Source organism: Kribbella polygonati (assembly GCF_050320105.1).
Classification (GTDB): domain Bacteria; phylum Actinomycetota; class Actinomycetes; order Propionibacteriales; family Kribbellaceae; genus Kribbella.
This window is the reverse complement of sequence record NZ_CP190129.1, coordinates 4,372,809-4,398,205: the sequence shown is the minus strand read 5'-3', so window position 1 is coordinate 4,398,205 and position 25,397 is coordinate 4,372,809. Positions and strand designations below refer to the sequence as shown.

Below are 25,397 nucleotides of genomic sequence, written 5' to 3'. Positions count from 1 at the left end.
GGGACGAGGCCGATCCGGCCGCGGTGTGCGAGGCTGCGGGAATGACGACGAACTGGGCCGGGAACGTCGAGTTTGCGAGTGAGCTGCGCGGGCCGCGGACCGTCGCCGAGCTGCAGGAACTGGTGGCGCGGGCCGAGAAGCTGCGGGTGCTCGGGACCGGGCATTCGTTCAACCGGATCGCGGACACGGCCGGCGTGCTGGTGAGCGTGCAGGAGCTGCCGCAGGTCATCGAGGTCGGCGAACGCGGCGTGACGGTCTCGGCGGGAACCCGGTACGGCGAGATCACGGCCGCGCTGCAGGCTCAGGGGCTCGCGCTGCACAACCTCGGGTCCCTGCCGCACATCTCCGTCGCGGGTGCCTGTTCGACCGGTACGCACGGGTCGGGTGACACCAACGGGCCGCTCGCGGACGCGGTCAACGCGATCACGTTCGTGAACGCGGGCGGCGAGCTCGTCACGCTCACCCGCGACGACGCGGACTTCACGGGCTCGATCGTCGCGCTCGGCGCGCTCGGGGTGACGGTCAGCCTCACGCTCGACGTACAGCCGTCGTACCAGATCAGTCAGGTCGTGTACGACGGTGTGCCGGTGGACCGTTTGCAGTCGGACTTCGCGGACGTGATGGGGAGCGCGTACAGCGTGAGCGCGTTCACCGACTGGGTCGACCCGGACGTGATGGTCTGGCGGAAGCGCCGCGAGCTGACCGAACCCGAGCCGCAGTGGATGGGCGGCCGGCTCGCGGACGGTGCGCGGCACCCGATCAAGGTGATGCCGGCCGGCTACGCGACCCAGCAGGGCGGCGTACCCGGGCCGTGGAACGAGCGGCTGCCGCACTTCCGGCTCGAGTTCACCCCGAGCAACGGCGACGAGCTGCAGTCCGAGTACTTCGTACCGCGGGCCCGGGCCGCCGAGGCGGTCGACGTACTGCGGTCCCTCGGCGAGCGGCTCGCGCCGGTGCTGCAGGTGTCGGAGGTACGGACGGTCGCCGCCGACGAGCTGTGGCTGAGCCCGAGCCAGGGTCGCGACACGGTGGCGCTGCACTTCACCTGGATCCAGGACGAGGCCGCGGTCCGGCCGGTCGTCGCCGACCTGGAGGAGAAGCTCGCCCCGCTCGACACCCGCCCGCACTGGGGCAAGATCTTCGAGGCGGACGCGGCCACGCTCGCGGAACGGTACCCGAAGGTGAAGGACTTCATCGCGCTCGCGGCGAAGTACGACCCGGCAGGCAAGTTCCGCAATCAGTACCTCGACACGTACCTTCCGCTATAGCTGCGTGAGGTCCTCGACCGTCGACGTGATCGACCAGAGCAGGTTGCGGATCACGCGGCGGTCCTCGGGGGAGAGGTTGGCGAGGGCGCGGCGGCCGGCGCGGTCGTAGACCTCCTGGACGGTGTGTGCGAGCGCGACGCCGCGGTCGGTCAGCTCGATGCCGACCTGTCGCGCGTCGGTCGCGCTCTTCACCCGGCGTACCAGCCCGGCCGCCTCCATCCGCTGGGTCGTCCGGGTCGCGGTCGGCACCTCGACGTCCAGTACCTTCGCCAGCCGTGCGACCGGGAGCGAGCCGTGGTGCAGGAGCTTCGCGAGCACCAGCTCCTGCCCGGTGTGCAGCTCGGTCCCGGCCAGCTCCTCGGCGACGGCCTTCCGCGCGGCCCGGTCCGCGAACCGCAGCGCGATCAGTACGTCGGCCTCGTCCGCGGGCGCGTCCGGCGACCAGTCCTCGCTCACGTGTGGCTCCGGGACCGGAACGGGTTCCGCGCGTCGTAGTCACCGATGTACTCGGTCGGGATCGCGGGCTCGCCGCGGCTCAGCTGGTTCGCCGAGCGGGGCAGCTCGTAGCGGGCCTTCTCGTGGTGCGCCTGCGACTCCGCGGGTGTGGTCCGGCCGACGATCTTGCCGGACTCGACCAGCGACTTCAGCAGCACCCGGTCGTCGCCGTCGTCGACCGGCTGCTCGCCGACGCCGATCAGCTCGATCTCCGCGACCCCGGCCGGGGACCGCCGGCGGAGCGCCCACTTCCGGCCGCCGATGGAGATCTTGTCCGGGCTCTTCTTCGCCACCGGCACCAGATCGCCGCTCGCGTCCTCGCGGGCGACCAGCTTGTACACGAACCCGCAGGTCGGGTAGCCCGAGCCGGTCACCAGCGACGTACCCACGCCGTAGCCGTCCACGGGCGCCGGAGCGAGCGCGGCGATCTGGTACTCGTCCAGGTCGCTGGTCACGATGATCTTGGTCTTCGTCGCGCCGAGCGCGTCCAGCTGCTCGCGGACCTGCGCGGCCAGCGACGGCAGGTCGCCGGAGTCCAGCCGTACGGCGCCCAGGTCCGGACCGGTCAGCTCGATCGCGGTCCGGACCGCCTCGGCGACGTCGTAGGTGTCGACGAGCAGCGTCGTACCCTTCCCGAGCGCGTCGATCTGGGACCGGAACGCGTCCCGCTCGCGGTCGTGCAGCAGCGTGAACGAGTGCGCCGCCGTCCCGGTGCTCGGGATGCCGTACCGGCGGGCCGCCTCCAGGTTCGAGGTGGCGCCGAAGCCCGCGACGTACGCCGCCAGCGCCGACGCGACCGCCGCCTCCTCGTGGGTCCGCCGCGACCCCATCTCGATACAGGGCCGCCCACCGGCCCACCAGGTCATCCGGGACGCGGCCGAGGCGACCGCGGAGTCGTGGTTCAGGATCGACAAGAAAACGGTTTCCAGCAGCACCGCCTCGGCGAACGAGGACTCCACCACCAGTACCGGCGAGCCCGGGAAGAAGATCTCGCCGTCGGCGTAACCGGAGATGTCGCCGGTGAACCGGTAGTCCGCCAGCCAGTCCCGGGTAGCCTGGTCGACGATGCCGCGGTCGGCCAGGAAGGCGATCGTCTGCTCGTCGAACCGGAACTGTTCGAGCGCGTCCAGCAGCCGGTTGATTCCGGCCACGACGCCGTACCGCCGGCCGTCGGGCAGCCGCCGGGCGAACAGCTCGAACACCGAGCGGCGCTCCGCCGTGCCGTCGGCCAGCGCGGCCTGCAGCATGGTGAGTTCGTAGTGGTCGGTGAGCAGGGACGTCGAATGGGTCACGAGGGCAGCCTATTGCGAAGCCGGAACCGATGATGGAGAGAATGGACAGGTGAGCACCGCACCGAGCGAGCTGGACAGCCCCGAGGTCGACGAGGCGATCGAGCTCAGCCCACCCTGGGTGACCGTCGTCTGGAACGATCCGGTCAACCTGATGGACTACGTGACGTTCGTGTTCCAGCAGTACTTCGGGTACTCCAAGTCCAAGGCGGAGAAACTGATGCTGCAGGTGCACCAGGAGGGCAAGTCGGCGGTGTCGAACGGGAACCGGGAAGCGATGGAACGCGACGTGGAAGCGATGCACACCTACGGCCTGTGGGCCACCTGCGAGAAGTCGTGACGCGGTTCCGCAAGCGTCGCAAGACGGTGGTCGTCAGCTTCGCCGAGCACGAGGCGGACATCCTGGCGAACCTCCTGCGGAACCTTGTCGAGCTGCTGTACGACGGGTTGCCGCCGCGCACCACCACACCGGTCGACCCGCTGGAGGCGCTGCTCAGCGACAACGACGGTCCGACCTCGCCGCCCGAGGACGTCGTACTGCAGCGGCTGCTGCCGGACGCGTACAAGCAGGACGACGTGGCGTCGGCCGAGTTCCGCCGGTTCACCGAGCGCGGGCTGCGCGAGGGCAAGGTGACCGACGCCAAGCGGGTGCTGTCCGCGCTGGAGGAGTCCGGCGCCGACGAGATCGCGCTGGAGCCGGACGAGCAGCTGTCCTGGCTGCGCGCGCTGAACGACCTGCGGCTCGCGATCGGCACCCGCCTCGACATCAAGGACGAGGACGACTACGCCACCTGGGAGAAGCTCGACGAGGACGACCCGCGGCGGCTGACGTACGACCTGTACGACTGGCTCGGGTACCTGCAGTCGGCGCTGCTGCACAACATGCGCTGACCGTAGGCTTGCCGCCATGGAGACGCGGCGGCTCGGGCGGACCGGGCGGGATGTGGGTGTGGTCGGGCTCGGGGCGTGGCAGCTCGGGGCGGACTGGGGCGCGGTGGACGAGAGCGACGCGCTCGCCGTACTGCGGGCCGCGATCGAGGGCGGCGTGACGTTCGTCGACACCGCGGACGTGTACGGCGACGGGCGGTCGGAGCGGCTGGTCGGGCAGGTGCTGTCGTCGTACGAGGGGCTCACCGTGGCGACGAAGATGGGCCGGCGGGTGGAGCAGGTTCCGGAGAACTACACGGCGGCGAACTTCCGCGCCTGGAACGACCGGTCCCGGCGCAACCTCGGCGTCGACACGATCGACCTGGTCCAGCTGCACTGCCCGCCGACCAGCGTGTACTCGGACGACGCGGTCTTCGACGCCCTCGACGCGATGGTCGACGAGGGCCGGATCGCGGCGTACGGCGTGAGCGTCGAGACGTGCGCGGAGGCGCTCACCGCGATCGCCCGGCCGAACGTGGCGACGGTGCAGATCATCCTGAACGCGTTCCGCCTGAAGCCGCTCGACGAGGTTCTCCCCGCGGCGCTGGCGGCCGGCGTCGGCATCATCGCCCGGGTCCCGCTGGCGAGTGGGCTGCTGTCGGGGAAGTACGACGAACACACCACGTTCGCCGCCGACGATCACCGCACGTACAACCGCCACGGCGAGGCCTTCGACGTCGGCGAGACCTTCTCCGGCGTCCCGTTCGCGACGGGCCTGGAAGCCGTCCGCCGCCTGGCCCCCGCCCTCACCCCCGGCACCACGCTTCCCCAGTTCGCCCTCCGCTGGATCCTCGACCACCCCGCCGTCTCGGTCGTCATCCCCGGCGCCCGCAACCCCGCCCAAGCCACCGCCAACACCACCGCCGCCACCCTCCCCTCGCTCACCCCCGCCCAGCACACCACGGTCCGCGAGGTCTACGACACCCTGATCCGCCCGCAGATCCACGACCGCTGGTAGTGCCGGACGCCCAGGCCATCACAATCCGCCGGTCCGGGGCGCTCCCACGCTCAGCCGCCCGCCGAGCGGCACATTGTGATGGCCTGGCGGTCCCGTCCCAGCATCTGGACGCACCCCGCGGTCGGCGGGGTGCCGGGTTTCCGGCAACTACCGTGGAGTTGTGCTGGTCATCGAGAAGGCGACGTACGACGCGATCGTCGCGCATGCCCGGAAGGATCATCCGGACGAGGCGTGTGGGGTGGTCGCGGGGGCGGAAGGGTCGGACCGGGCGACGCGGTTCGTGCCGATGCTGAACGCCGCGATGTCGCCGACGTTCTACGAGTTCGACTCGGGTGATCTGTTCCGGCTCTACAAGGAGATGGACGAGCGCGACGAGGAGCCGGTGGTGATCTACCACTCGCACACCGCCACCGAGGCGTACCCGTCGCGGACCGACATCAACCTCGCCCAGGAGCCGGGCGCGCACTACGTGCTGGTGTCCACCCGCGACGGCGCCCACGAGGCGGCGTACGACGGGCCGGTCGAGTTCCGGTCGTACCGGATCGTCGGCGGTGAGGTCACGGAAGAAGAAGTACGCGTGGTTGGTTCCTATACAGAAACCCTTGAAGGAGAGAACTGAGATGGCGATCGAGCTGCGCGTGCCGACGATCCTGCGCACCTACACCGGCGGGGCGAAGGCGGTCACCGGTGACGGGTCCGACCTGGCCGCGTTCATCGACGACGTGAACGGCAACCACCCGGGCCTCAAGGAGCGGATCGTGGAGGGCGACCCGGAGGAGCTGCGCCGGTTCGTGAACGTCTACGTGAACGACGAGGACGTCCGCTTCACCGGCGGCCTGAAGACCGAGGTGAAGGACGGCGACGTCGTGGTAGTGCTCCCGGCAGTCGCCGGCGGCGCGGTCTGATGCGTTTCGACAGCCTGCTCGACTCGGTCGGCGGTACGCCGCTGGTCGGGCTGCCCAAGCTGTCGCCGTCGGCCGACGTGCGGTTGTGGGCGAAGCTGGAGGACCACAACCCGACCGGTTCGATCAAGGACCGGGCGGCGCTGCGGATGCTGCTGGACGCCGAGAAGGACGGCCGGCTGCGCCCGGGCAACACGATCCTCGAGCCGACGTCGGGCAACACCGGTATCTCGCTCGCGATGGCCGCGAAGCTGCGCGGCTACCGGATGGTCTGCGTGCTGCCGGAGAACACCTCCGAGGAACGCCGGCAGATCCTGCGGATGTGGGGCGCCGAGATCATCTCGTCGCCGGCCGCGGGCGGCTCCAACGAGGCGGTCCGGGTCGCGAAGCAGGTGGCCGAGGAGCACCCGGACTGGGTGATGCTCTACCAGTACGGCAACCCGTCGAACGCGCTCGCGCACTACGACGGCACCGCGCGCGAGATCCTCGAGGACCTGCCGTCGGTGACGCACTTCGTCGCCGGCCTCGGCACCACCGGCACGCTGATGGGCGCCGGCCGGTTCTTCCGCGAGCACAAGCCCGAGGTGAAGATCGTCGCCGCCGAGCCGCGGTACGGCGAACTTGTCTACGGCCTGCGCAACCTGGACGAGGGCTTCGTCCCGGAGCTGTACGACAAGACGCTGATCGACGCGCGCTTCTCGGTCGGACCGCGGGACGCGGTACGCCGGGTGCGTGAACTGCTCGACAACGAGGGCGTCTTCGCCGGGATCTCCACCGGCGCGATCCTGCACGCGGCGCTCGGCCAGGCGGCCAGGTGCGTGCGGGACGGCGAGCAGGCGGACATCGCCTTCGTGGTCGCGGACGGCGGCTGGAAGTACCTGTCCACCGGCGCGTACGAGGGCACGATCGACGAGGCCGAGGACCGCCTCGAAGGCCAGCTCTGGGCCTGATTCTCTGGGCGTGAGCCGGACCGGCGGGCGGAGTGCCGGACCAGGCTCGCTGCCCTGTTTGTTGCTCAGGGCATCTTTTGCAGGGGTTAGGTCATCCTACGGTTCTTTGAACAGGACCCGGCGGCCGAGTCGTGGGTGGACCCCGCGGCCCTTGCAACTGCTGCAGGGGCGCTGGGCGTAGCTGAAGATGCTGCCGTGGTGCCGGCCGGCACCTTTGCACCTGTTGCACTTGGCATTCGGGTGCAGCGACAGCGAGACGACGTACACAACGACGGTCGCCATCAGCAGCAACAGCAGCAGGCCGGCCGGTCCGATCGAGGACGCGACGTCGGCTGCCGTGCCGTTGTTCGACTCCGCACTCTGGCTCGCCGCCTGTCCTGCGACAGCGACGTGGTCGGGCTGCGGAGTTGGTGCGGCGGTGGTATTCAGGGCCACCGCGAGGTGATGCAGCAGGTTCATGGCATCACGAGGGGCGGTCGAACAAACATCGCTCCAGAGTGGCGTGCATCACGCGAAAAGGCAATTCCATAACGTAAAGATGTGGACAACCCCGGCGTGTCGTCCGCAAAGCTTAGGTAAGGCTGGCTTCCGGTCTGCCCGCCACCGGACACGTATAAGCTTTTCGCGTGGCTGACGCACCGGTGGGGATCTTCGACTCTGGCTTCGGGGGACTCACCGTCGCCCGCGCGGTGCTGGACCAGTTGCCGCACGAACCGATCCTGTATCTCGGCGACACGGCCCGGCAGCCGTACGGCCCGAAGCCGATCGCCGAGGTCCGCGAGTACGCGCTCGAGTGTCTCGACCACCTGGTCGACGCCGGCGTGAAGATGCTGGTGATCGCCTGCAACTCGGCGAGCGCCGCGATGCTGCGGGACGCCCGCGAGCGGTACGACGTACCGGTGGTCGAGGTGATCCTGCCGGCCGCGCGCCGGGCCGTTGCCGCGACGCGCAATCAGCGCGTCGGCGTGATCTGCACGAAGGCGACCGCGCAGTCGCTGGCGTACGAGGACGGGTTCGCGGCCGCGCCGCAGGTGGAGCTGTTCACCCGCGCCTGCCCGCGGTTCGTGGACTTCGTCGAGTCGGGTGTGACGTCCGGGCCGGAGTTGCTGGAGGCCGCGCACGAGTACCTGGACCCGCTGGTCGAGGCCGGCGTCGACACGCTGATCCTCGGGTGCACCCACTATCCGTTGCTCACCGGCGTGATCTCGTACGTGATGGGCGACAACGTCACGCTGGTCAGCAGCGCCGAGGAGTGCGCGAAGGACGTGTACTCCGTGCTCACCAAGACGAACCTGTTGCGCCCCGACCACCTGCCGGCGCCGGAGCACCGGTTCGTGACCACCGGCAACCCGGCCGAGTTCGCCGCGATCGGCTCGCGCTTCCTCGGCCCGGCGCTGGCCAACGTCGACCAGTTCGCCTGGGTGCGTTGAGGTGTGACCTGAATCGTCCTGCGCCGGAGGCGACTCGCCGGTAGGGTTCCAGGTATGAAGCTCACCGTGATCGGTTGCTCCGGGTCCGTACCCGGACCGGACTCGGCCGCCTCGAGCTATCTGGTCACCGCCGACGGGTTCCACCTGGTTCTCGACCTCGGCAGTGGCGCGCTCGGTTCGCTGCAGCGGCATCTCCGGGTCCCGGAGATCGGCGCGATCGGCCTGTCCCACCTGCATCCTGACCACTGCATGGACCTCTGCGGCCTGTACGTCGCGGCCCGCTACGCGCCCGGGTCGCCGATCCCGCGGATCCCCGTCTTCGGCCCGCCCGGTACGGCGGAGCGGATGGCGCTGGCGTACGACCTGCCGCTCGACCCCGGGATGCGGGAGGAGCTGGAATTCCATGCCTGGCAGGAAGTCCAGCAGGTCGGGCCGTTCACGATCCGCACCGCGCCGATGGTGCACCCGGTGCCGGCCTACGCGATCCGGGTCGAGTACGGCGACAAGTCGCTCGTCTACACCGGCGACACCGGCCCGAACGACGCGCTCGTGGAGCTTGCCCGGGGCGCTGATGTGCTGCTGTCCGAAGCAGCCCTGCAGGACAACGACCCGGCCAACCCGGTGGACCTGCACCTGACCCCGTCGGACGCCGGGGAGCACGCGAAGAAGGCCGGCGTGAAGCGGCTCGTGATCACGCACGTGCCGCCGTGGTACGACCGCGAGACCCAGGCCGAGCACGCCCGCCGCACGTTCTCCGGACCCGTCGAGATCGCTACCCCGCATGCCGTTTTCGACATCTGACGGCGTGCGGTTGTGGACCGCAACGACCGGTACGGCGACGGCGCGCCCGGCGGTCGTGATCCTGCACGGCGGGCCGGGACTGTGGGACGACCACGAGGTACTGGCGGAGATGCTCGACGACCTCACCGTCGTGCACCGCTTCGACCAGCGCGGCTGCGGTCGCTCGGGTCCGTCCGACACGCAGTCGATGGACCGTAGCGCGCAGGACATCGACGAGCTCCGCGCGTACTTCGGGCACGAACGGATCGTTGTCCTCGGCCACTCGTTCGGCGCCTCGCTCGCGATGGCGTACGCCGCGTCGTACGGCGATCACGTGGCCGGCGTCGGGTACCTCGACGGGGTCGGCGTCGGCGACTGGCGGACGGCGTACCACGAGGAACGCGCGCGCCGGATCACGCCGGAGCAGGACGCCCGGCTGGAGGAGCTGTCCGGACGGCCGCGGTCGCAGGCCGAGGAGATCGAGTTCCGGGCGCTGTCCTGGTTTACCGACCACGCGGACCGGGAGCGGGCGATGGAGTGGGCGTACGCGAGCGCGTCCGTCGACCTGCCGATCAACTTCGCTGCCAACCGCGCGCTCGGGGCAGTGGGGCGCGTGTCGGACGACGAGCTGAAGGCGCGGGCGGCGACGATCCAGGCGCCGGTCACGTTCGTCCACGGCGAGGGCGACCCGCGCCCGTCCTGGGCCGTCCGGGACCTTGCCGAGCACGTCCCGAACCGCATGTTCCACCTGATCCCGGACGCCGGTCACTCGCCGTGGCTCGAGCAGCCCGACCTGGTCCGGGAGGTACTCCGCGGCGCCGTGCGCTAGACAGATCGCAATTCTGAGATCTACTCTCAAATTAGAGTTGATCTCAGAGAGGTGTTCGTCATGCTGGATCCGCGCCGGTGGTGGGCCCTGGGGGCGATGTCGGTCAGCCTGATCGTGATCGGGCTGGATCTGACCGTGCTGAACGTCGCGTTGCCGACGCTCGCGACCGATCTGAAGGCGTCCACGAGTCAGCTGCAGTGGTTCGCGAACGCGTACACGCTGGTGCTCGCGTCGCTGCTGCTGCCGGCCGGGCTGCTCGGTGACCGGTTCGGGCCGAAACGGCTGATGCTCGGGGCGCTCGTGGTGTTCGGGCTGGCGTCGGCGGCCTGTGCGTTCGCGCGGACGCCGGGTCAGCTGATCGCGGGCCGGGCGGCGCTCGGCATCGGGTCCGCGTTCCTGATCCCGCTCTCGATGTCGCTGCTGAACCTGCTGTTCGCGCCCGCGGAACGGCAGCGGGCGATGACGATCTGGCTGATGGCGAACTCGATCGGCATCCCACTCGGCCCGCTGCTCGGCGGCTGGCTGCTCGACCACTACCGCTGGGGTTCGGTGTTCCTGATCAACCTGCCACTGGTCGTGGTCGGGCTGGTCGCGGTCGCCGTACTGATCCCGCGGACGGCCGGTCGCCGGTCCCGGCGGATCGACGTACCGGGGATCCTGCTGACCGCGGCGGGGCTGGTAGCGCTGACGTACGGGTTCATCGCGGCGGGGGAGCACGGGTGGGGCTCGGCGTGGGCGCTCGGCGGGATCGTGGGCGGGCTGGCGTTCCTGGTCGCGTTCTGGGCGTGGGCCCGGCGTACGGCGGACCCGTTGATCGAGCTGTCGTTGTTCCGGTCGGCGGGATTCACCTGGGGCACGGTGCTCGCGACGCTGGCGTCGTTCGCGCTGGTGGGGCTGCTGTTCGTACTGCCGCAGCTGTTCCAGGCCGTGCAGGGCGCCGACGCGTTCCAGGCCGGGCTGCGGTTGCTGCCGATCATCGGCGGGATGCTGATCGGCGCGAAGGTCGCCGAACGCCTGCTGGAGAAGGCGGGCGCCCGGGTGTCGGTGGTGTTCGGGTTCGGGCTGATGCTGGTCGGCCTGGCGGTCGGGGCGCTCACGAAGGTGGGTGACGGGTACGGGTTCACGGCGATCTGGGTCAGCCTGGTCGGGTTGAGCATCGGGTTCACGTTGCCGCCGATGAACGGGCTGGCGCTCGCCGCGCTGCCGCTCGACCGGAGCGGTTCGGGTTCCGCGCTGATCCAGGCGTCCCGGCAGGTCGGCGGCACGCTCGGCGTCGCGATCCTCGGCACGGTGCTGAATGCGGCGTACCGCAGCCACCTCGACGTGACCGGCCTCCCGCCCGCGGCAGCCCATGTCGCCCGGGACAGCGCGTCGGCCGCGATCGCCATCGGCTCGCCTGAACTGACCCGGTCCGCCCGGTCGGCCTTTGTGAACGGCATGGACGTCACCCTTTGGGCGTGCAGTGGTCTCGCGGCCGTGTCGATCGTGCTGGCATTGGCGTTCCTGCCACGCCGTACCACCGACGTCGTGAAGGAAGCAGTCACAATCAAGGTATGAGTGGTTTGCGGGAGCGGAAGAAGGCGAAGACCAGGGCCTCGATCCAGGAGCACGCGCTGCGGCTGTTCCGGGACCAGGGGTACGCCGAGACGACGGTCCAGGAGATCGCCGCCGCGGCCGAGGTGTCGCCGGCCACGTTCTTCCGGTACTTCCCGACCAAGGAGGACACGATCGTCTTCGACCGGCTGGACCCGCTGATGATCGAGCTGTTCCGCGGCCAGCCGGCCGAGCTGCCCCCGACCGAGGCGCTCCGGGCCGCGATCCGGCAGAGCCTGGAGGTGTTGAGCGACGACGAGTGGGCGCTCGAGTCCGAGCGCCAGCGGCTGGTGATGAGCGTCCCCGAACTGCGGGTCCGGATGCTCGACCAGCTGTACGGCGGCATCGACCTGCTGGCCGGCCTCGCCGCCGAGCGCACCGGCCGCGCCGCCGACGACTTCGCGGTCCGCGCCTGGGCGGGCGCGGTCGTGGGCGTGGTGATGGCGACGTACCAGTTCCTGGCCGTCGACGCGCCGCTGCCGGAGTACTTGAAGACGATGGACGACGCCTTCGACCAACTCGCCGGCCTGACGCTGGAGCCTCACGCCACCTGAGCGCTGACGGGCTCCAGTACCGTGTCGCCGGGGCGGAGTCCGAAGGCGGCCGCGGCCGAGGCGCCGCGGATGACCAGCTCGGTGAAGCCGGTGCCGGAGCTGCCCGGGACGAGGCCGGGGGAGTTCCGCGGTACGGCGGTGAGGTGCGGGTAGACCGGCACGTCGACCACCGTCGTACTGCCGTCATCGTTGCGCCGGGCAACGGGGAGCGTGCCGCCGATCACCAGGTCGAGGCCGCGGTCGAGCTTGCAGTTGCCGAAGTTGTCGACGTGTGCGACCACCGGCTCGGCGTCGGCGAGCTCCGGTACGGCGGTGTCGGTCGCGGGCACCGGCCGCCCGTCCGCGACCCATTTCGCCAGCAACGGCACGTACCAGAGGCTGCGGAACTGGGTGCCGGCGATCTTGTCGACGTCGGCCTGGTCGAACCCGGCCGCGGTCACCGCCTCGCGGATGTCCGTGACGTGGACCTTCTCGATGCCGAGCTCCCGCCGTACGAGCGACAGCACGCGGGCGTTGAAGGTGCTGACGACCAGGTGCTTGCCGTAGTGGAAGTAGCAGAACGGTACGCCGTTCGGCCAGACGCCGTCCCGCGGCGCGATGTTGAGCAGCGTGATCGTCGGATGACCCGCTTCGCCGAGGAGGTCCAGGGATATCAGGCAGTCGAGCAGCGTGAGGGCGGCGAACGACTCCGGATCGGGCCCGTCGGCGGCGACGATCGTCGGGGCCTGGCCGAAGAGCGCGCCGATCCGGGTGCTGAGTCTGGCGCGGGCGTTACCGTCGTGACAGTCGGTGATGTACGTGATCATGTGGCACTCCAAGGTGGTCTGCAGCTGTCTCGGTCTCGAAAACGAAAGAGGCCCCCGACATCGGGGGCCTCTCGCTGCAAGCACATGTGCCTACGCCGCTGAGGTCCTCCCGCATCGAGGGCTCAGCATTCGCATCGCGGCGTACCTGGTCACGTCGACGAGAGTAGCACCCTCAGCGGGACTGCCCGTTGTCGAAGTAGCTGACCAGGGCCGGGTCCAGCGGAGGGACGTCCTGCGGTACGCCGTCCGCGCGCAGCGACTGGGTCGCGGCGTACCCGGCGGCCACCGCGGCGCGGGCCGCGACCGGGGAGGTCAGCGTCGCGCCGCCGTCGCGGACGAAGTTCACGAACTCCGCGACCAGGTGCGGGTCGGCGCCGCCGTGGTTCTCGGTGTCGCCCTCGATCTCGACGACCTGGTCGGCGTCCTCGCGGTAGCCGGAGCGCTTGCTGTTCCACACCTTCACCACGCCGCCCGGCCCGTCGCCGAAGTTCTCCAGTCGGCCGTGGGTGCCGATCACCGTGTAGTTGCGCCAGTAGTCCGGCGTGTAGTGGCACTGCTCGTAGTTCATCAGGACGCCGTTGTCGAGCAGCAGGTTGACCTGCGAGATGTCCTCGACGTCCATCACCGGCGCCAGCCCCTTCTGCTCCAGCGGCGGCCAGTTGTCGGTGGACACGAAGTCCTTGAACCGCTGCCCGGAGCGGTCCTGCCGGTCGGTGATCCCGCCGTACAGCGTGAGCGCGCCCATCGCGTTGACCCGGGTCGTGTACCCGCCGGCCAGCCAGTGCATCACGTCGATGTCGTGGGCACCCTTCTGCAGCAGCAGGCCCGTGGTCCGGCTGCGGTCGGCGTGCCAGTCCTTGAAGTAGAAGTCGCCGCCGTGGCCGACGAAGTGCCGGCACCAGATCGCCTTCACGTCGCCGATCGCGCCGTCCTGGATCAGCTTCCGCATCGTCAGGACGACGGGCATGTGGCGCATGTTGTGGCCGACGTACAGCCGCGCGCCGGAGTCGTACGCCGCCTGCAGCACGCGGTCGCAGCCCTCGGTGGTGATCGCCAGCGGCTTCTCCACGAAGACGTTCACGCCGGCCGTCAGGAAGTCGACGGCCGGACCCTCGTGCAGGTCGTCGGGCGTGGTCAGGAAGACCCCATCGAGTTTCTGGTCGAGCAGTTCGGTGTGGTCGGCGTACGCGGTCGCCTCCGGGTACAGCTCGAGGGCCGCATCCCGCTGCGGCGCGGACGGGTCGGCCAGGGCCACGACCTCGGAGCCCTCGCCGGGACGGTGCGCGTACTGCGCGATGCGGCTGCGGGCACCGAGGCCCACGACGCCAAACCGAAGATCAGTCATACCAGGCAACTCCTGCACATAGTTGTTTGCAACAGCCTAACTCCGAGCAATTCTGTCAATCAATCACCGATCCTCTCTCTGGAATTGGGCTGCCCGTCACCCGCCGCACATCGAGGTATCGCTCCGTGCCGTCACCATGGCGGAATGTGAGCCTCCACTACGTGGCACTGGGGGACTCGACCACCGTAGGGGTCGGGGACCCGCTGAACGGCAGCAGTACGACCGACCTGTCCGGTGCCGGCGCGCGCCCGGGCGAGGGGTGGCGGGGCTGGGCCTCGCTGCTCGCCGACTCCCTGGCCAGCTCCCACCGTGTGACCTTCTCCAACTTCGCGACCAGCGGCGCCACCGTGCCGGTCGTCGCGACCGAACAGCTTCCCGAGACCGGCGACGCGCCGATCGACCTCGCCTCCCTGATCGTCGGGGTGAACGACACCCTGCGATCCACGTTCGACGCGGACCGGATCCGCGACGACCTGGACCTGATCGCCGGCCGGCTGACGGCGCGTGGCGCCCTGCTGCTCACGGTCCGGTTCCACGACCACGGGCAGGTCTTCGGCCTGCCGAAGTGGCTGCGCCGGCCACTGTGGCGGCGAATCGAGCAGGTGAACCTGATCTTCGACGACCTGCATGCCCGGTACGGCGGGATCCGCCTGGACATGGCCGACTACCCGGAGGTCTACCGGCGCGACTTCTGGAGCATCGACCGGCTGCATCCGGGCGAGCGCGGGCATCGCAAGCTCGCGCGGGTGTTCGCGGACGAGCTGGCGGTCCGCGGCGTGCCCATCGACGTACCGCCGGACCTGGACTGCGCGTACCGGCCGCCGAGCAGGTGGGCCGACGCGGTGTGGATGGTCCGCGAGGGTGCTCCGTGGCTGGGCCGGCGGGCGCACGACCTGCTGCCGTGGGCGGCCCGGATGGCAGTCGCCCAGTTCGCGCGGCCGGCCGCGATCCGCTCCTCCGGCGTCCCCCTTCCACCCGCCACCAATGCGGAGGTCCAGCGCCTGGAGGCATAGGGTCGGGGCATGGCCCGTATCGATGGACGTAATGCCGACCAGCTCCGCCCGGTGCAGATCACCCGGAAGTGGCTCGACCACGCCGAGGGCTCGGTGCTGGTCGAGTTCGGGCGGACCCGGGTGCTGTGCGCGGCGAGTGTGACGGAGGGCGTGCCGCGCTGGCGCAAGGGCTCCGGGCTCGGCTGGGTGAGCGCGGAGTACGCGATGCTCCCGCGCGCCACCAACACCCGCTCGGACCGCGAGTCCGTGAAGGGCAAGATCGGTGGCCGTACCCACGAGATCTCCCGGCTGATCGGCCGCTCGCTGCGGGCCGTGATCGACTACAAGGCGCTCGGCGAGAACACCATCCTGCTGGACTGCGACGTACTCCAGGCCGACGGCGGCACCCGGACCGCGGCGATCACCGGCGCGTACGTCGCGCTCGCCGACGCCGTCTCCTGGCTGCGCGAGCGGAAGCTGCTGAAGAGCGAGCCGCTGACCGGCACCGTCTCCGCGGTTTCGGTGGGGATCATCGACGGTACGCCGATGCTCGACCTCTGCTACGAGGAGGATGTCCGGGCCGAGACCGACATGAACCTGGTGATCACCGGCGACGGGAAGTTCATCGAGGTGCAGGGCACCGCGGAGGGCGCGCCGTTCGACCGCGCGGAGCTGGACAGCCTGCTGTCGCTGGGGCTGGCGGGCTGCGCGGACCTGGCCAAGGTGCAGCAGGAGGCGCTCGCGTGACGAAGGTCCTGCTGGCCTCGAACAACAAGAAGAAGCTCGAGGAACTGCGCCGGATCCTCACCCCGATCGTGCCCGGCATCGAGGTGCTCGGACTCGGCGACGTCCCGCCGTACGACGAACCGGCCGAGACCGAGCCGACGTTCGAGGGGAACGCGCTGCTGAAGGCGCACGCGGCGCTGAAGGCGACCGGCCTCCCGTCGATCGCGGACGACAGCGGCATCTGCGTCGACGCGCTGAACGGGATGCCCGGCGTACTGTCGGCGCGCTGGTCGGGTCCGGCGAAGGACAACCACGCGAACAACGTGCTGCTGCTCGGGCAGTTGGAGGACGTCCCGGACGAGCGGCGCGGGGCGTCGTTCGTGGCGGCGGTCGCGTTCGTCCGGCCGGACGGGCCGGACGAGATCGTCCTCGGCGAGATGCGCGGGTCGGTGATCCGCTCGTTGCGGGGGACCGGTGGGTTCGGGTACGACGTACTCTTCCAGGCGGACGGGTACGACCGGACGACGGCCGAGCTGTCGATCGAGGAGAAGGACGCGATCAGCCACCGGGGCAAGGCGCTGCGCTCGCTGGCCCCGATCGTCGCGAAGGCATTGGGGAGTTAGGCATGTTGTTCGCGGGTTCTGACCGGGACGGGGTTGCCGACGGGCGGATCACCGTCGCGTACCGGCGGTGGGCCGAGCCGCGGGTCGTCGAGGGACGGGTGTACCGCACGAACGCCGGACGGATCGAGATCGACAGCATCCGCGAGGTGAATCCGGAGTTGATCGCCGACACGGACGCCGACGTACGGCTGGCCGACCGGCAGAACGCCCGCGACGTCCGCCGCCGGCTGCGCGGCGACGAGTCGCTGCCGACGTTCCTGATCCGGTTCCATCTGGTCTCGGGGCCGGATCCGCGCGAGGAGCTCGCGTCGCAGTCGGAGCTGTCGTCGGCCGACCTGGCCGACCTGCAGGAACGGCTGGCGCGTTTCGATGCCCTCAGCAACCATGGTCCCTGGACGTTGCAGACGCTGCAGCTGATCGAGAACACGCCGGCCGTCCGGGCGGGGGACCTGGCCGCGTCGGTCGGGCGGGAGACGGCGCCGTTCAAGCTCGACGTACGGAAGCTGAAGAACCTTGGGCTGACCTACAGTCTCGAGGTCGGGTACCGGATCTCGCCGCGGGGCGCGGCGTACCTGGACGCGACTAGGAGCGAGTGAGCCCGAGCGTCGCGATCAGATCCTCGTGCAGTTCGAACCAGACGCGGTGACAGGAGTCCACGTCACTCCGGTCGACCCAGCCGTTCTGGAGGGCGTGTGCGAACCTCACGTCGTACCCGCGGAACCGGGGGAGCGGCAGCTTCGCGTTGAGCGGGACGAGCGCACGCTCCAGGGCTTTCAGCTCATGTAGTACGCCGGCGTCCCACGCGGGATCCGAGTGGTCGTTCGCCGCCAGCGGATCGTCGGCGGTCGGCTTCAACTGCCAATCGGTGCACGCCTGCTGCAGCAACGCATTCAGCGGCAGGAACTCGTCGTACACCTTCTGCACAGTCTTTGTATGACCCTCGGCCTTCAGAAGCCGCTCGTTCTCCGCCCGCCCTTCCTCGGTGAGCGACCACCCCGAGCTCCCCGCAAAGCTGCTGTACGTCGTCCACCCGCGCGCCTCGGCCTCCGCCAGCGCGTCCTGCGTCTCGCTGACCGACAAGCCGAAGCGCCGCGCGATCGCCCGCGCATCCGCAAACCCCAGCAACCGCACCGCATGCAACACAGGCAACATCACGACACCCCGTCCTGGCGCGCCGCGAGCCGGTTGAAACGCTGCTGACAAGCCTGCGGCGAACTGAATCCCATCGCCTCCGCCATCTCCGCCCACGTCAGCCCCGAACTCCTTGCCAAGAACAACAACCCCGCCTCGACCTCATCCACCTCGGCCCGCGCCGCCGGCAACAACGCCAACGCCGCCAGCAGCTCCTCCGCCCCCAACTCCGCCGCCCGCCACGCCGCGAACTGCGTAAGATCCACCGCCGACAACGGCACCGGCCACGGCCGCCAAGGCCTCGCCGGCACGTCCTTGGCCCCCTTCGCCAACAACTGCTCGCGAGCAGCCCGCTGCCGCTCAGCCTGCACCTGATCCGAGTCCTGGTTGCGTCGCACCCCCATACAGTGGATCATCAACAAAACGTTGTCAACAAAACATTGTCAACGTCCCGTTGATAGAAGGCCCCCTCCATGCTGATCCCCCTATCCCAAGCCACCCCCACCACCTGCGGCCCCAAAGCCTCCTCCCTAGCCACCCTCCTCCAAGCCGGCCTCCCAGTCCCCAACGGCGTAGTAATCCCCTTCCCACCCGCCCACCCACAACCCCCTGCCACCCCCGCCACTACCACTGCCATCCCCGTCACTGCCACCACTGCCAGCGCCGCCGCCCCCGCCACCCCCGCCACCCCCGCCACCCCCGCCACCCCCGCCAGCGCAGCCGCCTCCACCGCCGCCGTCACCACCGCCACCCCGGCCACCGCGTCCACCACCGCCTCCACCGCCGCCGCCAGCGCCGCGCCCGCCTCCGCGCCCGCCGCCCCTGACGCCTGCGCCACCGCCTCAACTGCCGCGAGCGCCGCCGCCGCGCCGGCCTCCGTCTCCGCCCCTGCCACCGCCACCGCCACCCCGGCCGCCACCGCCTCCACCGCCTCCACCACCACCACCGCCTCCACCGCCGCCGTCACCACCGCCACGCCGGCCGCCACCTCCGCCGCCAGTGCCGCGCCCGCCTCCGCGCCCGCCCCTGCCGCCTCCACCGCCGCGAGCGCCGCCGCGCCCGCCTCCGTCTCCGCCCCTGGCGCCTCCGCCACCGCGCTTGCCGGCGCCGACTCGCCCGGTGCGCCCGGTGCGGCCGCACCCACACCACCCTGCGCCCCCACCCCGGCCACCACCGCAACCCCGGCCGCCGCCACTGCCGCCACTGCCGCCACTGCCCCCAGCCCGGCCAGCCCGGCCAGCCCGGCCAGCCCGGCCAGCCCGGCCACCCCGGCCGCCTCCAGCGTTGCCTCCGCTGCTGCCTCCGCCTCCGCCGCCGCACTTGCCGGCACCGACTCGCCCGGCGGACCCGGTGCGGCCGCGCCCGCACCACCCGCCGCCCCCACCCGCAGTGAGATTGGCGGTGAGGAGCTAACGGCGGAGGAACTGGAGGAGCTGCGAACCTGGTTGGCAGCTGCAGGGGACCCAGTAGTCGCCGTCCGTTCCTCAGCCTCCAACGAGGACACCGGCCAAGCGTCAGCCGCGGGTCAGTACGACACCTTCCTCGGCATACACGGACTCGACGCCATCGCCGCCGCCGTACAAGCCTGCCGAGCATCCCTCCGCTCCGACCGCGCAACGGCGTACCGCAAAGACGCCCCACCCCCAGCAATGGCCGTCATCATCCAGCACCACGTAGACGCAGACATCTCCGGCGTCCTCTTCACCTCACCCGACGGCTCCACCCTCATCGAGTCTTCCTGGGGCCTAGGCCCCAGCATCGTAGAAGGCCGCGTAACCCCCGACCGCTACAAAGTCCACAACGGCACCGTCACCAGCACAATCGCCGACAAACCCACCGCCCTCCACCGCGACGGCACCCGCCTGGTCACCCGCCCGGTCCCCACCCCCCAACGCCGTACCCCAACCCTCTCCAACACCACCGCCCAACACCTATCCACCCTCGCCACCCAGGCCGCCACCGCCTTCGGCACCCCCCAAGACATCGAATGGTCCATCACCACCAACACCATCTGGCTCCTACAATCCCGCCCCATCACCACCCACCCCCCAACCCCCACCCACAACCCCACCGCACCCACGCCTCCCGCACGACCCGCCTCATCCACGCCACCCACGCGCCAGGCGCCATCCACCCCGCCTGTGCGGTTCACTGAGACGACCAATCTCGCAGGCGCCTCCGCTGCATCGGTTAGCTCCACCGACAGCGAACCCGGGTCAACCCTCACCGGCACCCCGGCCAGTCACGGCACCGCGACCGGCCCAGCACGCATCGTCCGCGGCCCCGCCGACTTCGCGTCCGTATGCCCGGGCGACATCCTCATCTGCCCACACACCGACCCGGCCTGGACGCCCCTCCTGTCGATCGCCGCCGGCGTCATCACCGAAACCGGCGGCATGCTCTCCCACGCCGCGATCGTCGCCCGCGAACAAGGCATCCCCGCCGTCGTAGCCATCCCGCACGCAACGGCCCGCATCCCCACCGGCTCCGGCGTCACCCTCAACGGCTCAACCGGCGCCGTACACCTCAGCCCCGCTTCAGAAACCTGAGATAAAACGCGAGAAACACCAGCACAATCCCAACGTTGACGAACAGCCGCGGCCAGAACTGGTGCCGGAAGAACCCCACATCCACACCAACCACAACCGCAACCATCACCGCCACGTACACCCCGGCGAGCACCTGTCTCCCCATGCCCCGATCGTACCGTCATCCACCCCACCCACACCCCCCCCAGCTAACTGGAATCCACAGAATCCGTCTCCACAGCCGATGGGGACGCTCCCAAATCTGTGGATAACAAATTCCCTTAAAAATAGGGGGTTTCTGGCTTTGAAAACTGTCGGAGCCGCCAGCTACAGTCATCGGCATGGACATTCTCGGCGGACGCCCGGTGGTTGCTATCGGCAACCATGAGGTGCTGTCTGCCCTGGATGAGGTTCGTGCCGAGATCGTCCGCCTGCGATCCGTCGAGTTGCAACTCATCGCCCGCTCCGAGACCGACGGCCTGGCCGAGGAAGTCGGCGCCCGCGACACCGTCGAACTGTTGACTCTTCGCCACCGCCGCGACCGCGCCGAAGTCTGGCGCGACGTCCGCCTGGCCCGCGCGCTGCCCAAGTACCGGGCCGTGAACACCGCCCTCACCGACGGTGTCGAGTCGACCGACGGCACGGTCCACCAGCTGCAGACCGGCCACGCGGCCGCGATCATCACCGAACTCGAACGCGTCCGCGCCCGCGTCCCGGTCGAAACCCTCGACGTCACCGAACAGCAACTGGTCGGCCTCGTCCCCACCCACACTCCCCAGGAACTGCGGGCCGCCGCCAAACACCTGTGCGACCGGATCGACGCGGACGGCCCCGAACCCGAAGAGCAGAAGGCGTACGAGCGCGAGTCGTTGACGTTGAGTGCCGCGGAGAATGGGGTGAAGTTCCGCGGCTACCTGGCCAACGAGAACGCCGAGCTGCTGCGCGCGATCGTGCATGCTGGTGCCCGTCCGCACAAGACCGTTGACGGTGAGCATGATCCCCGTCCGCGGGACAAGCGTCAGGCCGACGCGCTGACCGCCGCGTTGACGGTCGCGTCGAACGCGTGGGACACCGACACCGCCGGGCACGGCGCGAAGGCGAACATCACCGTCACCATCGACCTGGACGACCTGAGGTCGGCGACCGCGCACGCGACCGGCCAGACCGTGTACGGCGACGACCTGTCCGCGGCCACCGTCCGGCGCCTGGCCTGTGACGCGAACGTGATCCCGCTGGTGCTGGGTTCGAACTCCGAACCGCTGGACGTCGGGCGCCGTGAACGCCTGGTCACCAGACACATCCGCCACGCCCTGGTCGCCCGGGACCGAGGCTGTGTGGTGTGTGCGGCTCCGCCGGTGATGTGCGACGCCCACCACCTGACTTCCTGGCTGGACGGCGGACCCACCGCCCTCAACAACCTGGCGTTGCTGTGCCGTCGTCATCACGTGGACCTGCACAACGGTCGCTGGCGCATCACCATCACCGACGGCAAAGTCCAGGTAGCCCGCCCAGCCTGGGCCGACACCACCGCCGTACGTGCCGCCCAATCACCGGACACGAACCTCCCTCAACCCGCAGAAGCGGGCTCAGCCCAACCTGCCGCCGCATACACGCGACCAGCAGGCGCCGGCTCCACCCGACCGGCGGCTACAAACCCGCTGCAACCTGCAGTGGCGAAGCCTGCCCAACCTACGGGTGAATACCTCACGCGACCGGCGGAAGCGGAGCGATCTCGACCCGCGGCTGAATCCCTCACGCGACCGGCGGCGGAGCCTGTCCAGCCGGCGGCTGCATGCGTGCGACCTGCAGGTGCTGGTCCCACCCAACCTACTGCTGGACCTCCGCTGCAGCCTGCGTGGGCGAAGCCTGCCCAACCTGCGGCTGACCGCCTCGTGCGACCTGCGGGGGCGGAGCCTGCCCAACCTGGGGCTGACTGCCTCGTGCGACCTGCGGGGGCGGCCCCGGCCCGAACTGCGGGTGAACCACTCGCGAGACCGGCGGGCCTGGAGCCTGTCCAATCTGCGGCTGCATGCATGCGGCCTGCGGGGGCGGAGCCTGTCCAACCTGCGGCCGACTGCCTCGCGCGACCTGCAGAGGCGGACTCTGCGGAACCTGCGGGTGCCGATCCCGAGCGACCCGTCCGTACTGGGTCTGCACGACCCGCTGGTGGTGGCTCCACCCGGTCTACGGCTGCAGGCGTCGGTCGATCTGATCAGCCGTCCGACCGAGCTGAACAGTCATCCGGCGGAGTGCCGAATGCACTTGAGACGCCGGGTGCCGTGCCCGCCGGGCCTGAGGGCTCCGACGGCAGACCCGGAGCGGCCGGAGTTGGCGAGCCATCAGGCGAGCCCTGGGGTGGGTCAGCCGTGCCTGCTGAACGGGCCGGTCGGTGGAAGGCTGACGAAGCGACCCTTGCTGCTGCGGCTTGCTTCGCGGTGTGGGGCGAGCGCGCGCCGACCGAGCCCGCGACCGGTCCGCCGTCTTTCGCAACATCTGAGTTGGGCTCCGGCTGACGGCGCAGCCCCGGCCTCGGTGGCGCTCACCACAGCCGCCGGCCGCCAGCCGCCGGCCGCGGGCTGGGGCGGCGGGCTGCTTGTGCCGATCGCGAGGACCTCACGCCGGACGGCTCTGCGACGTACGGGCATCGTGGAGGAGACCTGGGCGCCGCCGCATGCCATTCGCCACTCCGTGTCCCGGGGCGTGCGGCTGGCTACTCCGCGCCTCGGCGTCGCCCGTCGCTCGTCGTCCGCTGTCCGCCGTCCATCGCTTCGCTGCCCACTGCTCGCGGCCCGCCGCGCGTTGCGTGCTGCCGGCTGTCCACCGTCCGCCTCGGCGTCGTCCACTGCTCGCCGCCCGCCCCGCGTTGCGTGTTGTCCGCTGTCCGCCTGTTGCCCGCCGCCCGCCGCCCGCCGCCTGTTGCCCGGTTGCCCGCCGCCCGTCGCCCGTTGCCCGTCACTTCGCTGTCCGCCGCTCGCCGTGCGTTGCATGCTGCGCGTTGCATGCTGCGCGTTGCCCGCTGCTCGCCGTGCATTGCGTGCTGTCCGCCGCCCGTGACTTCGCCGTCCATTGCTCGCCGCCCGCCTCGCGTCGCGTGCTGTCCGCTGCTCGCTGCTCGCCTCTCGCCGCTCGCCGCTCGCGCCGTGCGCCGTGCGCCGTGCGCCGTGCGCCGTGCGCCGTGTGCCGCTCACGGTCCGTCGTTCGGTGTCTGCCGTGGGGGCGTTAGTCGCAGCAGGTTGTTGGATTGGGGGTGTTGTTGATGAGGGGTAGTAGGCCGGCGACGCTGAGGTTGGTTGCTGGGGTGTGGGGCGTGGGGGTGGTGGTGTTGGCGGGTTGGGGTGTGGGGGCGCAGCAGGTGGTGGATTCGGTTGTGCTGTTGCCGTATGCGAGGTTGGAGGAGCAGACGCCGGTCTGGGGGAGGTTGAGTTGGACGTCGCGGGCGGCCCTCCAGTCGCCGGCCAGGGCGGCGACGACCGAGCGGGCCTGTTCGTAGCCGGTGGCGAGCAGGAAGGTGGGGGCGCGGCCGTATGACTTCGCGCCGATGGCGTAGTACCCGGGCTCCGGGTGTGTGAGCTCGTCGACTCCGTGTGGCGGGACCGTGCCGCAGGAGTGCTGGTTGGGGTCGATCAGTGGGGCCAGTGCGCGGGTCGAACCCAGGATCGGGTCGAGGTCCAGGCGTAGTTCGGAGACGATGGTGTGGTCGGGGCGGAAGCCGGTGGAGTTCACCACGGTGTCGGCGACGACGGTTCGTTCGCCGGCGGTGAGTACGACGCGACCGTTGGCTGTACCCACGGACTCGATCCGGAACGAGCTGATGAGCTCGACCCTCCCGGACCGGACCAGTTCCTTCAAGCGCGAGCCGAGGGCGCCGCGCGCGGGCAACTCGTCCGCGTCGCCGCCGCCGTACGTGCGCGCCTGGTCGTCGCCGCGTACCACCCAGGCGATCTCGGTACCGGGCTCAGCGTCGGCGAGTCGCCCGAGGTCGATGAGCGTGGTTGCGGCCGAATGGCCGGCGCCGACGACCGCCGTACGGCGCCTGGCATAGCGGTCGCGGTCCGCGCCGAGCACATCGGGTAGCGCGTGCGCGATACTGCCAAAGCCGGGTGTGCTGGGAAAGGCAGGCGTGACGCGGTCCGGGCTGAGCGGGTTCTGCGAGGTGTGTGCGGCGGGGTGCGTGCCGGTGGTGATTGGTGGCGCGTGGGTGGTGCCTTGTGTGCTGGGTGTGTGGGGCGGGGTCTGGGGGAGGCTGAGCTCGCCGTGGGCTGGGATGCCTGAGGCGCCTAGGACGTTGGGGGTGTGCCAGGTGCCGGAGGCGTCGATTACTGCGGAGGCCAGTAGGTCGGTGCCGTCGGCCAGGCGGAGGAGGAAGGGTGCGGCTTCGCGGCCGGCGGTGCGGAGGCGGTCGTAGCCGATGCGGGTTATGGCGACTACGCGGGTGTTGTAGCGGATGTGGTTGTTCAGTTCGGGGGTTTTGGTGAGGGGTTGCAGGTAGGCGTCGATGAGGTCGCCGCCGGTGGGGAGGGTGGTGGGGTCGGGTTCGGGCCAGGCGGTCTGTTGGAGGAGGCGGCAGGCGGCGGGGTCGATGTCGTAGCGCCAGGGGCTGAACAGTTTGACGTGGCGCCATTCCTCGATCGCCGACGCGACGGTCGGGCCGGACTCGAGTACGGCGAAGTTCAGGCCGCGTTCGGCGAGGTGTGCGGCTGCTGCCAGGCCGATCGGGCCGGCGCCGATGACGACGATCGGTGCTGTCTGGTCGTCCACGATCCAACTCCCTGTCTAGAAGATCATCGAAACAAGAGTCAGCTTGCCTGTTGATTAGATGGGAGTCAAGATAGATCCATGTCGAAACAAGGGATCACGGTGGCCCAGGTTGGTTGTTGTGCGCCGATCTCTGATGCGGCACTCGACGAGGCGGGGGCTGTTGAGGGGGCGACGGTGTTCAAGGCGCTCGCTGACCCGGTTCGGCTGCGGCTGTTTTCGATCATTACGTCGGCGGGGGGTGAGGTTTGCGTGTGCGACCTGACTCCGAGGTTCGATGTGAGTGGTCCGACGATCTCTCATCACCTGAAGGTGCTTCGTGCGGCTGGACTGGTCGACTGTGAGCGCCGCGGCACCTGGGTCTACTACTGGTCGGTGCCGGAGAAGTTGCGCTGGGTGGCAGGTCTGCTGGCCGTGCCGGAGCCTGCTACCAACCGCTGACCTGTCCGAACCTCCGGCCGTCATGACCGCTGACCTGTCAGGCCCGGCAACGGGGGCGCGACAACTGCTCCGCCC

At 70.1% G+C, this 25,397-nt stretch carries 29 protein-coding genes; 19 read left to right on the top strand and 10 right to left on the bottom strand.

All coding sequences use genetic code 11. The annotated features are described in order from the left end of the window. Positions 1–41 precede the first annotated feature (41 nt). Positions 42–1,268, top strand: coding sequence for a D-arabinono-1,4-lactone oxidase (locus ACQHIV_RS20885; RefSeq protein WP_427884651.1), 1,227 nt, complete (start codon positions 42–44; stop codon positions 1,266–1,268). Here ACQHIV_RS20885 and ACQHIV_RS20880 read toward each other — a convergent pair. Together ACQHIV_RS20880 and ACQHIV_RS20875 are read right to left on the bottom strand one after the other, a co-directional pair. Then, positions 1,263–1,724, bottom strand: coding sequence for a MarR family winged helix-turn-helix transcriptional regulator (locus ACQHIV_RS20880; RefSeq protein WP_427884650.1), 462 nt, complete (start codon positions 1,722–1,724; stop codon positions 1,263–1,265). The two genes, ACQHIV_RS20885 and ACQHIV_RS20880, sit on opposite strands and share 6 nt — an antisense overlap. Then, positions 1,721–3,055, bottom strand: coding sequence for a nicotinate phosphoribosyltransferase (locus tag ACQHIV_RS20875; RefSeq protein ID WP_427884649.1), 1,335 nt, complete (start codon positions 3,053–3,055; stop codon positions 1,721–1,723). The genes ACQHIV_RS20880 and ACQHIV_RS20875 overlap by 4 nt, the downstream gene beginning before the upstream one ends. Positions 3,056–3,104: 49 nt before the next feature. Here ACQHIV_RS20875 and clpS point away from each other — a divergent pair, with 49 nt between their 5' ends. From clpS to ACQHIV_RS20845, 6 genes are all read left to right on the top strand, one after another. Then, positions 3,105–3,392 (top strand): ATP-dependent Clp protease adapter ClpS, encoded by a 288-nt coding sequence (gene clpS / locus ACQHIV_RS20870; protein ID WP_427884648.1) that lies wholly within the window; start codon positions 3,105–3,107, stop codon positions 3,390–3,392. Then, complete coding sequence (locus ACQHIV_RS20865) at positions 3,389–3,943, top strand: DUF2017 domain-containing protein (protein WP_427884647.1); 555 nt, start codon at positions 3,389–3,391, stop codon at positions 3,941–3,943. The genes clpS and ACQHIV_RS20865 overlap by 4 nt, the downstream gene beginning before the upstream one ends. A 16-nt stretch (positions 3,944–3,959) precedes the next feature. Beyond that, the gene (locus ACQHIV_RS20860; RefSeq protein ID WP_427884646.1) at positions 3,960–4,937 is read left to right on the top strand and encodes an aldo/keto reductase; all 978 of its coding nucleotides are present in this window, start codon (positions 3,960–3,962) and stop codon (positions 4,935–4,937) included. A gap of 160 nt (positions 4,938–5,097) precedes the next feature. Then, complete coding sequence (locus ACQHIV_RS20855; RefSeq protein WP_427884645.1) at positions 5,098–5,556, top strand: Mov34/MPN/PAD-1 family protein; 459 nt, start codon at positions 5,098–5,100, stop codon at positions 5,554–5,556. Between the two features lies 1 nt (position 5,557). Then, a complete protein-coding gene (locus ACQHIV_RS20850) occupies positions 5,558–5,842 on the top strand; it encodes a MoaD/ThiS family protein (protein ID WP_427884644.1) in 285 nt (94 codons plus the stop codon). After that, complete coding sequence (locus ACQHIV_RS20845) at positions 5,842–6,789, top strand: PLP-dependent cysteine synthase family protein (RefSeq protein WP_427884643.1); 948 nt, start codon at positions 5,842–5,844, stop codon at positions 6,787–6,789. The genes ACQHIV_RS20850 and ACQHIV_RS20845 overlap by 1 nt, the downstream gene beginning before the upstream one ends. A 96-nt stretch (positions 6,790–6,885) precedes the next feature. On the opposite strand, the gene ACQHIV_RS20840 is transcribed toward ACQHIV_RS20845, so the two are convergent. Further along, complete coding sequence (locus ACQHIV_RS20840; protein ID WP_427884642.1) at positions 6,886–7,248, bottom strand: hypothetical protein; 363 nt, start codon at positions 7,246–7,248, stop codon at positions 6,886–6,888. 167 nt (positions 7,249–7,415) lie between these two features. On the opposite strand from ACQHIV_RS20840, the gene murI reads away from it, so the two are divergent. The 5 genes from murI to ACQHIV_RS20815 are packed head-to-tail and all read left to right on the top strand — an operon-like array spanning position 7,416 to position 11,975. Beyond that, complete coding sequence (murI, locus tag ACQHIV_RS20835; RefSeq protein ID WP_427884641.1) at positions 7,416–8,219, top strand: glutamate racemase; 804 nt, start codon at positions 7,416–7,418, stop codon at positions 8,217–8,219. A 54-nt stretch (positions 8,220–8,273) separates the two neighbouring features. Further along, positions 8,274–9,020 (top strand): MBL fold metallo-hydrolase, encoded by a 747-nt coding sequence (locus ACQHIV_RS20830; protein ID WP_427884640.1) that lies wholly within the window; start codon positions 8,274–8,276, stop codon positions 9,018–9,020. Then, positions 9,001–9,828, top strand: a complete 828-nt coding sequence (locus ACQHIV_RS20825; protein WP_427884639.1) for an alpha/beta fold hydrolase — start codon at positions 9,001–9,003, stop codon at positions 9,826–9,828. The genes ACQHIV_RS20830 and ACQHIV_RS20825 overlap by 20 nt, the downstream gene beginning before the upstream one ends. Before the next feature lie 60 nt (positions 9,829–9,888). Further along, entirely contained in the window at positions 9,889–11,385 is a 1,497-nt protein-coding gene (locus ACQHIV_RS20820; protein ID WP_427884638.1) for a DHA2 family efflux MFS transporter permease subunit, read from the top strand. Continuing rightward, complete coding sequence (locus ACQHIV_RS20815; RefSeq protein ID WP_427884637.1) at positions 11,382–11,975, top strand: TetR family transcriptional regulator; 594 nt, start codon at positions 11,382–11,384, stop codon at positions 11,973–11,975. Before ACQHIV_RS20820 ends, ACQHIV_RS20815 begins: the two co-directional genes overlap by 4 nt. On the opposite strand, the gene ACQHIV_RS20810 is transcribed toward ACQHIV_RS20815, so the two are convergent. Then, positions 11,963–12,781 (bottom strand): hypothetical protein, encoded by an 819-nt coding sequence (locus ACQHIV_RS20810; RefSeq protein WP_427884636.1) that lies wholly within the window; start codon positions 12,779–12,781, stop codon positions 11,963–11,965. The genes ACQHIV_RS20815 and ACQHIV_RS20810 overlap by 13 nt on opposite strands. A gap of 172 nt (positions 12,782–12,953) precedes the next feature. After that, complete coding sequence (locus ACQHIV_RS20805; protein WP_427884635.1) at positions 12,954–14,126, bottom strand: Gfo/Idh/MocA family protein; 1,173 nt, start codon at positions 14,124–14,126, stop codon at positions 12,954–12,956. A 146-nt stretch (positions 14,127–14,272) separates the two neighbouring features. Here ACQHIV_RS20805 and ACQHIV_RS20800 point away from each other — a divergent pair, with 146 nt between their 5' ends. The 4 genes from ACQHIV_RS20800 to ACQHIV_RS20785 are packed head-to-tail and all read left to right on the top strand — an operon-like array spanning position 14,273 to position 17,063. Further along, positions 14,273–15,139, top strand: a complete 867-nt coding sequence (locus ACQHIV_RS20800) for an SGNH/GDSL hydrolase family protein (RefSeq protein ID WP_427884634.1) — start codon at positions 14,273–14,275, stop codon at positions 15,137–15,139. 9 nt (positions 15,140–15,148) lie between these two features. After that, entirely contained in the window at positions 15,149–15,865 is a 717-nt protein-coding gene (gene rph / locus ACQHIV_RS20795; protein ID WP_427884633.1) for a ribonuclease PH, read from the top strand. Next, positions 15,862–16,467 (top strand): RdgB/HAM1 family non-canonical purine NTP pyrophosphatase, encoded by a 606-nt coding sequence (gene rdgB / locus ACQHIV_RS20790; RefSeq protein ID WP_427884632.1) that lies wholly within the window; start codon positions 15,862–15,864, stop codon positions 16,465–16,467. The genes rph and rdgB overlap by 4 nt, the downstream gene beginning before the upstream one ends. A gap of 2 nt (positions 16,468–16,469) precedes the next feature. Further along, the gene (locus ACQHIV_RS20785) at positions 16,470–17,063 is read left to right on the top strand and encodes a hypothetical protein (protein ID WP_427884631.1); all 594 of its coding nucleotides are present in this window, start codon (positions 16,470–16,472) and stop codon (positions 17,061–17,063) included. Here ACQHIV_RS20785 and ACQHIV_RS20780 read toward each other — a convergent pair. Genes ACQHIV_RS20780 through ACQHIV_RS20770 form a run of 3 tightly spaced genes read right to left on the bottom strand, consistent with a single transcriptional unit; the run spans position 17,050 to position 18,928 of the window. Next, positions 17,050–17,619, bottom strand: a complete 570-nt coding sequence (locus tag ACQHIV_RS20780; RefSeq protein WP_427884630.1) for a transcriptional regulator — start codon at positions 17,617–17,619, stop codon at positions 17,050–17,052. The genes ACQHIV_RS20785 and ACQHIV_RS20780 overlap by 14 nt on opposite strands. Next, entirely contained in the window at positions 17,619–18,002 is a 384-nt protein-coding gene (locus ACQHIV_RS20775) for a hypothetical protein (RefSeq protein ID WP_427884629.1), read from the bottom strand. The genes ACQHIV_RS20780 and ACQHIV_RS20775 overlap by 1 nt, the downstream gene beginning before the upstream one ends. A gap of 11 nt (positions 18,003–18,013) precedes the next feature. Then, positions 18,014–18,928, bottom strand: coding sequence for a hypothetical protein (locus ACQHIV_RS20770; RefSeq protein WP_427884628.1), 915 nt, complete (start codon positions 18,926–18,928; stop codon positions 18,014–18,016). A gap of 115 nt (positions 18,929–19,043) precedes the next feature. Here ACQHIV_RS20770 and ACQHIV_RS20765 point away from each other — a divergent pair, with 115 nt between their 5' ends. After that, positions 19,044–20,147: a PEP/pyruvate-binding domain-containing protein gene (locus ACQHIV_RS20765; protein WP_427884627.1), complete on the top strand. Its 1,104-nt coding sequence runs from the start codon at positions 19,044–19,046 to the stop codon at positions 20,145–20,147. On the opposite strand, the gene ACQHIV_RS20760 is transcribed toward ACQHIV_RS20765, so the two are convergent. Next, a complete protein-coding gene (locus ACQHIV_RS20760; RefSeq protein WP_427884626.1) occupies positions 20,125–20,292 on the bottom strand; it encodes a hypothetical protein in 168 nt (55 codons plus the stop codon). The two genes, ACQHIV_RS20765 and ACQHIV_RS20760, sit on opposite strands and share 23 nt — an antisense overlap. Before the next feature lie 175 nt (positions 20,293–20,467). On the opposite strand from ACQHIV_RS20760, the gene ACQHIV_RS20755 reads away from it, so the two are divergent. Beyond that, positions 20,468–22,639 (top strand): DUF222 domain-containing protein, encoded by a 2,172-nt coding sequence (locus tag ACQHIV_RS20755; protein WP_427884625.1) that lies wholly within the window; start codon positions 20,468–20,470, stop codon positions 22,637–22,639. Positions 22,640–23,345: 706 nt separating this feature from the next. Here the strand turns inward: ACQHIV_RS20755 and ACQHIV_RS20750 are convergent. Next, complete coding sequence (locus tag ACQHIV_RS20750; protein ID WP_427884624.1) at positions 23,346–24,884, bottom strand: FAD-dependent oxidoreductase; 1,539 nt, start codon at positions 24,882–24,884, stop codon at positions 23,346–23,348. 78 nt (positions 24,885–24,962) lie between these two features. On the opposite strand from ACQHIV_RS20750, the gene ACQHIV_RS20745 reads away from it, so the two are divergent. Continuing rightward, complete coding sequence (locus tag ACQHIV_RS20745) at positions 24,963–25,322, top strand: metalloregulator ArsR/SmtB family transcription factor (protein ID WP_427884623.1); 360 nt, start codon at positions 24,963–24,965, stop codon at positions 25,320–25,322. Positions 25,323–25,397 lie beyond the last annotated feature (75 nt).